Here is a 12004-nt window from a genome sequence, read left to right as displayed (position 1 = left end):
GGTACAAAAAAAACTATGTCACATCTTATAGTTCGATGAATATTCAACAACCAAAGATTTTAATTGTTGATGACCATCGCTTACTGCTGAATGGAACAATTAGCTTGGTAAGCGAACGCTATCCCGATGCACTTGTATTATCAGCCCAAACTGCACGGTCAGCCCTTGCTTCGGTTGCGGAGCATTCTCCTGATTTGGTAATTGCGGATTTATCCATACCACAAACAGCAGAAACAACAGCGCAAATAGAAAATGGATTGGGGTTGCTGTCACAATTAATGAAAAATTATCCCCATCTTAACCTGATGGTGCAAAGTAGTAACATCAAAGCCTTAATTCGCTTGATGCCAGAAATTGATGCCCATCAAGGAGGATTTACAATTGTAGATAAAAGTTTGAGTGTAGAAACCTTTTTAACCCGGATGGATTGGTCAATCCAGGGACTGACTCACACTAAAGATATTCAAGGGGATTTGGAAGTCAAACCAGAGTGGTTGGAGGTACTGCGACTTGCGTTTGAAGAAGGATTGCAAGATAAAGCGATCGCAAGCGCCATGTATAAGTCCGAACGCATGATTCGCCATTACTGGTCAAAAATTCAAGATGCATTAGAAATTTATCCAGAAGAAGGAAAAAATATTCGGGCATTGACCCAAATTCGTGCGCGCGAAAAAGGGTTAATTGACTGATTAAATAATTGATGGAGTTAAGGGTGTGTTGTCTATGATTTTAGATTCTCATAGTACACTAAAGCGTCGATTCGTTCTGGGTATTTTGAGTTTGATGACTATCGGTGCAACTATTTCTACGATTATTCATCGACTTAACCCGCAACCAGAGCGAATTTACCTGATAGTACCTCCCCTGTTTGCAATTACATCCTTAATATTATTAATTCGTCTTTATACAAAACCGCAGACCTTACAACAAGTCATATATCTAGGTTTATTTGAGGCTGTAATTTTTGTAGTGTTTCCCTCTTGGTTCGTAACTATAAAAGCGTTTACATCAAAAACTACCCTTGTGGCAAGTTTGCCCCCCAGTACCTCAGCATTATTCTTGTTGACAACGTGTATGATGATAACTCTGCGTCCCAAACAATTGCTGAGGGCAATTATACTCACCTGGATAGCGATCGCATCTCCCATTTTGACCTACTTAATCCTCAACCCTGTAGAATTACGCAGCCCACGAGGATTAGATTTACTCATCTCTCTGGGTCCAGTCATGGGAGTACAAAGTATCATAATTCTATTACATACTCGTCTCCAGTCGATAGTAGAACGTTTGTATGCCGAGCGTCTCCAATATTATGCTCAAATCATCGAACGGCAAAGTATTCGCCAAAAGGCGATGGAACAAGCCTTTAGTCAAATTCATAATGGTCCATTGCAAACGTTGGCACTCCTCCAGAGAGATGTGCAACAACAGGAGATAGCTTCTCCAGAACTTTTACAGCGCTTACATGATCTCAACACAGAGATTCGGGCAGTAGGACGCAGCCTAATAGATGAAAATGATACTGATAACAAACTATTGGAGGCGACAACAGCCTTAGAATTAGTAACCTCTGAAGACACCCTCCGCTTAGGCGAAGGAAGCAGTATCAACCTCAATCTTCCCCTGCATAATTTATTACATGAGGTCTACTCGCTGACTCTCAAGCGTAATCTACCTTATTTTCAAACGATTAAAGTCAAAGTACGGAATTTTGCCCCCATTAATCAACCGGACATCACCCTGGAAATAAAACGCGATTTGTGTTTGTGGTTAGAGGAAGCCCTGTGTAATGTGGGTAAACATGCCCAAGGTGTAACTCGGATTATAGCAACAGGAGAACAACAACAGAACAAGTACATCCTTAAGGTACAGGATAATGGCTCTGGGTTAAAACCCGGACAGCAAGAGGGAACAAAGCACAGCTACTTATTAGCAAAAAGGTTGTCCGGGGAATTTCGTCGGGAGTCTTTACCCAAAGGAGGTGTATTGTGTGAACTTTCTTGGTTCGTGGGATGATTGCCGAAAAGTGTAATACCCAATGGTCAAAAATCACCATAAGCACTGTCTGCAACTATCAATGATTTCCCTTTCATATTCTCCGATACTGAAATCATCGTTCCCCGAACAAATGATTTTACAAGGAGATTGAATTATGAATATTAAAGTTCTCGCTTTAGCTGCTATTCTTGGTTTTTCCGCACCTGCAATTATAGATATTGCTTTAAATCCTCAAACTGCTGTAGCTATGCCTACAGATTTTGTTCGTCCGACAGGTGCTTTTACAGATAACAATCAAGAATGGGTTATAAAGCTTAATTTAGACCAGTTTGGTATTTATACTTATGAAGGTCAAAATGTCAAAAAAGGAAGTGACCTAACTTTAAAAAACCCAGAAATGTCTGGTAATAGTCAAAGTTACACTTATACTTTCAAAAATCAAAATTACAAATATATTATTACTTATCACCTAGCAGACACAAAACATATTCGTCTTACAGTTGTTAATCCCCAGGGAAGTACAATCTTAAATAAACTGATGGCTAAGGGATGAACTGATAGAGATGTTTAGACTATTTCCTTGAGGGAAAACATCATATTTAAGTAGGTGCGGTCTACTCCTAAGATGCACGTTTTAGAATTCTGAGACAGCAAGGGTTTTATAATTCCAGAAAAATGTGCTTCTTTCATTTGTTGCTAGTGGCGAGCGCCGCTAGTCGGAGGCTCACCGGAATGCACCTGTTTCTGTTAACAGTATAGGAATAAGGGATAAGCGTTATGGATAGAGTATTGATGGTGCAAGGGCTAATTGTATTAGTGACAGTGGGAATAATTCTGTACATTCTATATCTATACTTACATTTGTGGCACCAAAAATATCTTCTATCACAACAACTTCAGCTTCAACAAGATTTAATGGAAAAGACATTTGCTTCAATTCATAATGGTCCAGTGCAAACGTTGGGGTTTCTTATTAGAGAAGTTGAAATTCATCAAGTAAATCAACAAGAATTACTAGAGTATTTACGTGGTGTTTATCAAAATATTTTAGTGGATGTTGAAAACTTAAATCTTTCCAATTCCACAAAACATAGATAAATTAGTTGCTTCAAGCCCAACGGGAGAGCCTGTCCAATGGGACTTGGTTAAAAATGACATGATATGGTGCCCAGCCTCTCAAGTAGAGGCTGGGTTTTTTATTTTACCAATGAGTGGTCGCGGCACTCAGCATCTCGCGAGATTCTTCCCTATGCCTGCGCGCCCGCACTCGCGTTCGGTCAGAATGACATATTTGAACGCAATTTGGTGTCACCGCACTACACCACTGCATCAATCCCCTCCACATAACGGCAAATTGAGCTACAAGCCTTTTTCTTGATAGCGATCAAAATATCGCGGTAGGGGGAGGGACGGGGAGCAATACTGCTCGATATGCCACGGGAAGCAGGGAAGCTCTTATGCAGAGGGAGAAAAAAATCGAACCCAAATGCTTTGACAGCAACCTCGGTCTTCTTATCCCTGTCTTGAGGGAATCTAGCGTTTCCAAGCAGTATTGGGAGGGGGAGGGAAGAATTTGGAGCGATTTTTAACCCATTGCCGAAAAGTGTAATGGACTATGGACAAAAATCACAATTGCCTTTGTCTGCAATTATCAATGATTCCCCTTAGATATTCGACCATACTGGAATCATCAAACACAAACAAATTGATTTCAAAAGGAGAAAGTTATGCCAGTAGATAATCAAGACCGTACATTGAAACTTGGCGCTCAAGGCGATGATGTCAAGCATTTGCAAGAAGATCTGAATCTTCTAAAATATGGACCATTGACAGTTGATGGTGACTTTGGCACAAAAACAGAAGCTGCGGTCAAACGTTTTCAAAGCAAGAACGACTTAGTTGTAGATGGAATTGTTGGACCAGAAACTTGGCAAGTTTTACATGAACAAGCAGCAAGGGCAAGAAGAGCCAGTTAGTTGAAGAAGCGCAAAAATCAAAATCTAAAAAGCTTATTCAATAGTCAGGTGGCTGATGCCACCCAGCCCTCCAAATCGTTAGTGCATTCCGGTCAGTAAATTAACAACAAACAAAGAAGGAGAAAGTTATGCCAGTAGATAATCAAGACCGTACATTGAAACTTGGCGCTCAAGGAGATGATGTCAAGCATTTGCAAGAAGATCTGAATCTTCTAAAATATGGACCATTGACAGTTGATGGTAACTTTGGCACAAAAACAGAAGCTGCGGTCAAACGTTTTCAAAGCAAGAACAACTTGGTTGTAGATGGAATTGTTGGACCAGAAACTTGGCAAGTTTTACATGAACAAGCAGCAAGGGCAAGAAGAGCCAGTTAGTTGAAGAAGCGCAAAAATCACAGTCTAAAAAGCTTATTCAATAGTCAGGTGGCTTATGCCACCCAGCCCTCCAAATCGTTGGTGCATTCCGGTCAGTAAATTAACATTTATCGAGTTTTACACAGGGCTCTTCGGATTTTTTATGTTTCATAAAATTAAATCAAGATGATGAAAAGACGGACATTTCTATCAGCAACTGGTTTGACAGGAGCTGCACTACTCGGGTCTCAACTTCCGATTAAATCCAACAGTTGGGCAATTGCACAAACATCTGGATATAAAAAGCCCAATATCCTTGTGATTGTCGTAGACCAACTACGCACTCCACAATGGTTCCCAGCACAAGCTACTCTCGACAATTTTCTACCCGCGATCGCTCAATTACGAAAGAGTTCTGTCAGCTTCACACGGTACTATACAGCAGCAACAGCCTGCACTGCGGCTCGCGGCACATTGGTAACTGGTTTATACTCCCACCAAACGTTTGTGATGGATACACATTTGAACGATGGTGATGGCGGTAGGGGTAGTGTACTCATTAAAGCGCCAGCGCCAAGCCTTAACCCTGGCTTTCCTACCTGGGGAAAACTGTTGCGAACTCACTTTGGTTACAGTACATGGTGGTTCGGTAAATGGCATTTATCCACCACAGATTCCCTGGAACCCTACGGATTTAGTGGAGGAACTTATCCTTCCCCCAATGGTAATCCCGGAGAAGGTCTAGCAGTAGACCCTTACATTGTCAACGGCGGCACACCTCCTCAAGGGATTCAAGCCACCGAACAGTTCGCCGAGTGGCTCAATTCCAACGAGGCAAAAAATACTCCTTGGTGTACAACCCTCAGCTTAATAAACCCCCATGACATTTCTTGGTATCCTCGTGGGACGGAGCAGATACCAGCAGAAAGTAATCCGCCAAGTGTCTTCAAAGATAAGATTCCCAACTTTGAGACCCCCTTTGAGTTAACGAAAAAGCCCCGGTTGCAAGAAGCATTTCGCCGAGCATCAAACATCGGGGCTGGCTTCGTACCACCAGAATTCGGACAACCCTGGCTGAAACTGTTGGATTCTTACCTACTATTCCAACAATTTGTGGACACTCAAATTGGGAAAGCACTTAATATTTTAGAAAACTCCCCCTATGCCCAAAATACCATCATCGTGTTTACCTCAGACCACGGCGAGTATGGCGGTTCTCACGGGTTGCGCGGTAAAAGTGGTGCTGTCTATGAAGAAGCAATTAATGTTCCTCTTTACATTAAAGACCCAACTAAACAGTGGGTCTCCACCCCAGGAACAGAACGGACACAACTGTGTTCTAGCGTAGATATTGTTCCCCTGTTGCTAACTATAGCTAGTGGAGATAATAGATGGCGCAGCCAACCAGCATTCTCGCATTTAAATACACGCTTGGATATCGCCCAAATCCTGCGCCGACCAAATGCGTCAGGTCGCCCCTACGTTCTTCACACTACAGATGAACTGATTTTAGAATTGGTAGGCGACCTGCTAGTTTTAGGCGATACCCCAAATCATGTTATTGGATATCGCACAGACAAAGCGAAACTAGGAGCTTATAACTTCTGGCGTCCTGGCACCATAGATATTGAAACCAAAGGTATGGAAGCAGAAGTTTACAACTACAGTACAGCTCGAGGACAGCAGGAATTAGATAGCGTCAGCAACAGTCAGCCCAAATTGTACAAACAACTTGCGAGCAATCTGTTTAATGACGCTATTCCCAATGAGTTGCGTAAACCTCTACCTACACCAGAACTGCAAGCCATACAACAGCAAGCATTAAAAGACTATTTGTCCTTTGCCGAGCAGACAACCAAAGTAAAAAGCAGGGTGGATAAAACAGATGAACATCTCCAGGCTTTAAGTGCTGCAATTGTTAATTTGTAGCTTCACGCCTCGAGAGCGGAAAATTTTGGGGGAGCTGAAATAGATAGTGCGGTAGAATAACCGCTGCTTGACATACTCCCCGCCCTATTGCCCCGGACATAATTTTTAGTTTGATAACCATTACCCCAATCCCTATTGCCCCTAATCCCCACTCCCTCCGGTCGTGGGGGCCCCGAGTTCCCCAATTCCCAGTCCCCTTTACAGCAAATCTGCAAGAGAAAATTGCCGCTGTCGCTCTAATTCCTGAAGCCGCTGTTTTTCAGCATAGAAAAGGTCATAATAAGATTGCCATTTTTGGGGTTCAGCTTCTGGATCGGTTTGATCCAATAGTTCCCAGAAGTGACGACAGCGCTTTTCCCTAATTACCCTTTCCATACAAGCAGTCGCTGCTTGGATTAATTTGTCATGATGTGAGATAATATCTTTCTGGGTTTTTTCATTTAAATGAAATAGATGAGTCACTGATTTCATCTCCTCAGGAAACTCTAGGCATCTATCTTGCACAGTTGATATCAAATCATCCTCCATTCCAGAGGAAATTTCTAAAATTTGTCGCCATAAAAATCTATGATGAGAAAGGCTAAATTGCAAATCTCGCTCTTCTAAAACATCAACTATAGCCTGACGATATTGCGGATAGTGCAAGTAAATCTGCAATAACAAAGCCTCTGCCATTTTTAAAAGACTGCTTGCTTGAGATGCAACACTTTCCTGTGCTGCTACAGGTTGCTGCTTGATGACTGGTGTTGACTTACGGGGTGTGCTAGCAGGAGCAATTTGAGTGACAAGATTTTCTACCCGTAGCTGTATAAGTCTGGTGTCTCCTAAGCTGAGTATCTCGGCGCAGTAGGAAATGTAATAGTTTCGTGTATCGCTGTTAGCAATATTTTTCAGTAACTTCACCATCTGCCCAGACACTTGTTGGAAGTCAGCAGCCTGTTTTAAGTCACGGTCTTTGATGATTTGCTGAATCTGCCAATCTAGCCAAAGTGGAGCATTTGCTAATAATTCTCGATAATCCTCTGGATTGCGTCCTTGCAAGTATTCGTCGGCATCTTTACCATCGGGTAAGTTGAGAATCTTGAGCTGGACTTCACCCTTGTATGCAAGTTCGGCAATTTCCCCAATTGCCCGTTCTGCGGCATTTGTCCCAGCTTTATCAGCATCAAAGTTAAGTACTAACTGTTTGGATTCGGTGTAGCGTAATATTTGCCGAACTTGTTCCATGCTTAGAGCTGTACCAAGGGAGGCGACAACATTATTGATACCAGCTGCGTGGAGGGCGATCGCATCAAAATATCCTTCCACCACCACAGCTTGATCCATTTGGGAAATCCCTGCTTTTGCCTTATCAAGGGCAAATAAAGTCTTACCCTTGAAAAAAACTTCTGTCTCGGGTGAATTCAAATACTTCGGTTGTTCATCGCCTAAACTTCTGCCACCAAAGGCAATAACACGCCCAAGAACATCGTGGATGGGAATGATCAGGCGATCGCGGAACACATCATAATACCCGCCCCCTTCCTTGCGTGGTTTAATCAAACCCGCTTTCTCCACCAGTTGCACAGGGTAGCGTTTATCCTCAACCAGATAGCGGTAAAGCGTTTCCCAACCTGCGGGGGCATAACCTAAACCGAACTGCTGTATTGTATCTTCCCGCAGTTGACGCACTTGTTCGAGATACTGCAAAGCCTTCTCACCACTATACCTGAGAGCGTGTTGATAAAACTGTGCTGCCGCAGCGAGAACTTCATACAGTTGTTCGCGCAAAGACAATTGACGCTGCAACTCTTGCCTTTGTTCGGGTTCTAGGGTTCTGACTGACACTTGGTAACGCCGTGCTAAATCCAGCACAACTTCTGCAAAAGAGCGCTTCTCCAAGTCCATTATGAACTTAATAGCATTGCCCCCAGCTTGACAGCCAAAGCAGTAGTACATTTGCTTAGTTTGGCTGACAGTGAAGCTAGGACTTTTTTCTGAGTGGAAGGGACACAAACCCACAAAGTCTTTTCCGCGCTTGCGTAAAACAACGTGTTCCGAGATGACATCGACAATGTCAGCCCGTTGTTTAACTTCTTCAATTGTGTCTGGATGCAAGCGAGGGATGTACATATTGGTCATAAGTTGTAGAGACACGCTCTAGCGCGTCTGTACATTAGCGATTGGTCATTCACTTTAAACAAGGGACAAATAACAAAGCAAAGGACTCCTGATGGATATTATATTGTTTATGCCAAAGCAACAACGGCACTCCAGAATCGTTAATCGCATAATTCTATAAGAGGAAATACTGAAAATGGGACGTATTTTTATTTCAGCAGCTCACGGAGGCAAAGAAGCAGGACGAACTGATCCAGGCTCAATTGCTGGTGGGACAAACGAAGCGAAGGAAATGATTCTGCTGCGGGATTTGATAGTGACGGAACTTAGAGCGCGTAATTTTGAAGTTTTGGCGGTTCCAGATGATTTGAGTGCTCAACAAACGATTGCTTGGATCAATTCTCGCGCTCGTCAAAAAGATGTTGCCCTAGAAATTCATGCTGATGCAGCCAGCAGTCCTTCTGTACGTGGGGCAAGCATTTTCTACATTGCCAGTAACGATGAGCGCAGAAGCAATGCTGAACTGCTCCTAGTGGCGTTGCTGCGCCGTGTCCCTCAGTTACCAAACCGGGGAGTTAAACCAGATTCAGCATCGGGTTTGGGGCGCTTAGCGTTCTGTCGTCAGACAGCAATTGGTTCTTTGTTGATGCAAGTTGCCTTTCTCACCAGCCCAGACGATCGCGCTTTGCTGCAAACTCGCCGTCGTGACTTTGCGCTGGGAATTGCTGATGGACTTGCGTCTTGGAGTCGTACTGTTGATCCGGGTTCAGGAGGGGAAGCAGAACCAACTTATCCGCCAATCAACATCAACATTAACGGGCAAAAGTACTCAGAGCAAGGGATACTGATTAATGGTAATGCTTATATCCCTATTGACTTGGTGGATCGTTTGCGGGTTGATTTGTCGAAAGCGCCGAATGTCCGCCGCGTGAGTTATCGCCGAGTTGTTTACGTCAAAGCTATTGAACTGCAAGACTTTCATGTTTCTATCTCTTGGGATAGTGCAAGTCGCACTTTGAGTTTACGCTCGATTTTGCAAATTCCCGCTGGTCAAATTGACAAGATTATGTCTAACGGTTATACATCAGAAGTACAGTTGCAGCTATTTTTGAGAAACAATAATGAAGGTGCGATCGTGCAGTTTCCTGACTTGCCGAAACTCTATCGCGAAGAAGCAACGATAGAGGGCGTGAACTATGACATTGCCTTTTGCCAAATGTGCTTAGAAACTGCATTTTTACGCTTTGGTGGCGATCTCAAACCAGAGCAAAATAACTTTGCAGGTTTGGGGACTATTGGTGGTGGTGCAGAAGCGGCGTCTTTTGAAAGTGCGAGAATTGGTGTTCGAGCGCAGATTCAACACTTGAAAGCTTACGCCAGTTTGGAACCATTGGTGCAGGAAGTCGTAGATCCGAGATTTCGCTTTGTGACGCGCGGTATTGCAACATCAATCAACCAGCTTTCAGGACGTTGGTCAGCAGATTTAGATTATGGTAACAAAATAATGGCAATGCTTAAAAGGCTCTATGAGTCGGCAGGATTAATATAGAAGGCAAAAGAAGGAATCAGAACTCAGGAGTCAGAATGTCTCTATAAATAAATGCGCGGGGATTCAGCAAAGAATGAATTTTGTTTTCTCCACTGAACAACAAGATTCCCGACTTCTTTAAGAAGTCGGGAATCTGAAGATGCGCGATTTTCACGTGTGCATCTGTGTTAATCTGTGGTTTTATTTTTATCCAATTGACTTTAGTAAGAGGTTTACTATTTACTTCTGGAAATAACTGCATATCAACTTACCTGGATCATTGTCCTCAAATGGCACAACAGTTCCATCTTTTTCAACTTTAATTTGCTCAAGACAGTTATAGACTTCAATGGGTCTTTTGATTCCATCTACACTCACGGCAGCCCTATATTCCCAATAATTTTTAGCGCTGCGTTTGATACTGATCATGCAAATTTTGTGACCTTGATAACTCCGACATACAGATGCCTCAGCAGGTAAAGTTACTAAGCAGAAAAGTATTAATAGCAGTACTAAAGCAATATATTTCATCATGTTTATATTAATAATATTAGCGCTTGCAAGAAGTTTAGTTATTTGCCCAACCGACAAACTACAAACTATTTTGTTTTAGTAAATCTTAAGTAGGGTGCGTTACGGCACTTTGCCTAAAGCACTGCTATATAACATGGTGCGTTAGGCGCTTTGAAGATATTTTTCGTTACAAATTATATCGAAAGGGCGCGCCTAACACACCCTACAGTAATTTTATTTTTACTTTATAAATGACCTCTTAATGGTAGTAGTAGAACAAGATTACAGCGATCGCCTGCGGCGCTGCGCTCTGCGCCATCGCCCACTTTCGGCTCCGTGCGATTGGCAATGCCTGTGCCCCTTGGGCAATCGCACCTTGTATTGATAACATTCTTGCGGTTCTGCCGAACCGACAAACTACAAACTATTTTCTTTTAGGAATCACATATCTTATTCCACCTTTCGCACCAACAGTATCACCTCTGTAACGAGGGATAATATGAATACTAGCATGCATCATATTTTGACCTGCATCTCGATTGATGTTCATTCCCACATTAAAACCATCGGGTTCAAATTCTTTACTAAGAATTTCTTGGACTCTGTTAACCATAAACCAACAAGCAGATTGTTCTTTAAACGGTAGCTCAAAATAATTACTAACGTGACGTTTTGGAATCACCAAAACATGACCTTTACTTACGGGATAACCATCAAACATAGCATAGGCAGTTGCTGACTCGGTTAGGATAGTTAGGTTTTTATGAGGGTTGCAAAATATGCAATTATTAGATGTGTTTCTTTGTAAGTTATAATGTGTATACTCGTAAATTTCGCAATACTCATCTAAGTGGATTGATTTAAAAGGAAGTTTAACAATACACTGATACGTCGGTTTTTTATGGATATAATGTTCTCTGAACCCTTCTTTTTTTATATCTCTTCTGACTGCATAATACGCTTTACCTCCCGGCTTCAATAGGTTCGAGACTCCCATGAGAACATTAGCTTGTTCTTCAACAAATAAAACATTTAAAACATAAAAGCAAATTATTGTGTCAAATTTATCATTAGGGTATTGCGGAAAATAATAAGGATCATAACCTGTAATATCAAAACCTTTTTGTCGCAATAATTTAACATCATTGCCAAAGCCACAACCAAAGTCTAGGACTTTACCTTGAAGCATATTCTTATTTAGCAAAAACTGTGCAGGTACTGATAGGTAAATTCTTTCTATTGCCGTGAGGTGGCTAAATTGATTTTTTTGCTTTTTCATCTAAAACCTCGCGGTAGTATAGCGCTTCTCAGTGAAATCACATACACAATGGTATGTAGAGACTGTACTGTACGGTCTCTACTGTATTCCACGCAACACCAAACCCGCTATAATTCTGTCTCAGGAATTGCAGCAATTTTGGATTGTGAACTATGCTGTCTTAAAAAACCTGATAATCTCGCGGACATGATCGAGAAATTGTCCGTCGGTAGAAAGCTGGGCGATCGCCCCTCTTGCTTCTCTTGCTAGACGTTCATGTTCCGTCAGATTTGTAGCGCGATCTGCTTCCAAATTCGCAGAAATACGAAGTGAAATAAATCTGAGG

The 12004-nt window shown here is 42.3% G+C and carries 13 protein-coding genes; 8 read left to right on the top strand and 5 right to left on the bottom strand.

Annotation, left to right across the window (positions count from 1 at the left end):
- Window positions 1-35 precede the first annotated feature (35 nt).
- The 7 genes from AACT52_RS30765 (at window position 36) to AACT52_RS30735 (ending at window position 6259) form a co-directional block, all read left to right on the top strand.
- Entirely contained in the window at window positions 36-689 is a 654-nt protein-coding gene (locus AACT52_RS30765) for a response regulator (RefSeq protein WP_073627933.1), read from the top strand.
- A gap of 34 nt (window positions 690-723) precedes the next feature.
- On the top strand, window positions 724-2016 hold the full coding sequence (locus tag AACT52_RS30760; RefSeq protein WP_073627932.1) for a hypothetical protein: 1293 nt from the start codon (window positions 724-726) through the stop codon (window positions 2014-2016).
- Between the two features lie 136 nt (window positions 2017-2152).
- Window positions 2153-2551 carry a hypothetical protein gene (locus tag AACT52_RS30755; RefSeq protein ID WP_073627930.1) on the top strand — a complete coding sequence of 133 codons (399 nt, stop codon included), beginning with the start codon at window positions 2153-2155 and terminating at the stop codon, window positions 2549-2551.
- 224 nt (window positions 2552-2775) lie between these two features.
- Window positions 2776-3096 carry a hypothetical protein gene (locus AACT52_RS30750; RefSeq protein ID WP_143172719.1) on the top strand — a complete coding sequence of 107 codons (321 nt, stop codon included), beginning with the start codon at window positions 2776-2778 and terminating at the stop codon, window positions 3094-3096.
- Between the two features lie 629 nt (window positions 3097-3725).
- A complete protein-coding gene (locus tag AACT52_RS30745; RefSeq protein WP_073627926.1) occupies window positions 3726-3974 on the top strand; it encodes a peptidoglycan-binding domain-containing protein in 249 nt (82 codons plus the stop codon).
- A gap of 128 nt (window positions 3975-4102) precedes the next feature.
- Window positions 4103-4351 (top strand): peptidoglycan-binding domain-containing protein, encoded by a 249-nt coding sequence (locus tag AACT52_RS30740; protein ID WP_073627924.1) that lies wholly within the window; start codon window positions 4103-4105, stop codon window positions 4349-4351.
- A 165-nt stretch (window positions 4352-4516) separates the two neighbouring features.
- On the top strand, window positions 4517-6259 hold the full coding sequence (locus tag AACT52_RS30735; protein ID WP_083630023.1) for a sulfatase-like hydrolase/transferase: 1743 nt from the start codon (window positions 4517-4519) through the stop codon (window positions 6257-6259).
- Between the two features lie 198 nt (window positions 6260-6457).
- On the opposite strand, the gene dnaG is transcribed toward AACT52_RS30735, so the two are convergent.
- Window positions 6458-8371 carry a DNA primase gene (gene dnaG, locus AACT52_RS30730; protein ID WP_073628053.1) on the bottom strand — a complete coding sequence of 638 codons (1914 nt, stop codon included), beginning with the start codon at window positions 8369-8371 and terminating at the stop codon, window positions 6458-6460.
- A gap of 184 nt (window positions 8372-8555) precedes the next feature.
- Between dnaG and tftA the strand changes: the two genes are divergently transcribed.
- Complete coding sequence (tftA, locus tag AACT52_RS30725) at window positions 8556-9908, top strand: hormogonium tapered terminus morphoprotein TftA (RefSeq protein ID WP_073627920.1); 1353 nt, start codon at window positions 8556-8558, stop codon at window positions 9906-9908.
- 219 nt (window positions 9909-10127) lie between these two features.
- Here tftA and AACT52_RS30720 read toward each other — a convergent pair whose 3' ends face one another.
- From AACT52_RS30720 to AACT52_RS30705, 4 genes are all read right to left on the bottom strand, one after another.
- Window positions 10128-10421 (bottom strand): hypothetical protein, encoded by a 294-nt coding sequence (locus AACT52_RS30720; RefSeq protein WP_073627916.1) that lies wholly within the window; start codon window positions 10419-10421, stop codon window positions 10128-10130.
- A 238-nt stretch (window positions 10422-10659) separates the two neighbouring features.
- Window positions 10660-10791: a hypothetical protein gene (locus AACT52_RS30715; RefSeq protein WP_272937064.1), complete on the bottom strand. Its 132-nt coding sequence runs from the start codon at window positions 10789-10791 to the stop codon at window positions 10660-10662.
- Between the two features lie 33 nt (window positions 10792-10824).
- The gene (locus AACT52_RS30710; protein ID WP_073627914.1) at window positions 10825-11679 is read right to left on the bottom strand and encodes an HIT family protein; all 855 of its coding nucleotides are present in this window, start codon (window positions 11677-11679) and stop codon (window positions 10825-10827) included.
- Window positions 11680-11829: 150 nt separating this feature from the next.
- The gene (locus AACT52_RS30705) at window positions 11830-11970 is read right to left on the bottom strand and encodes a hypothetical protein (protein WP_158054511.1); all 141 of its coding nucleotides are present in this window, start codon (window positions 11968-11970) and stop codon (window positions 11830-11832) included.
- Window positions 11971-12004: the final 34 nt, after the last annotated feature.

The organism is Scytonema sp. HK-05 (assembly GCF_963872035.1).
In the GTDB taxonomy this organism is placed as follows: domain Bacteria; phylum Cyanobacteriota; class Cyanobacteriia; order Cyanobacteriales; family Nostocaceae; genus Kalymmatonema.
The sequence above is the reverse complement of the archived record's forward strand: the minus strand, read 5'-3'. Positions and strand labels throughout refer to the sequence as shown.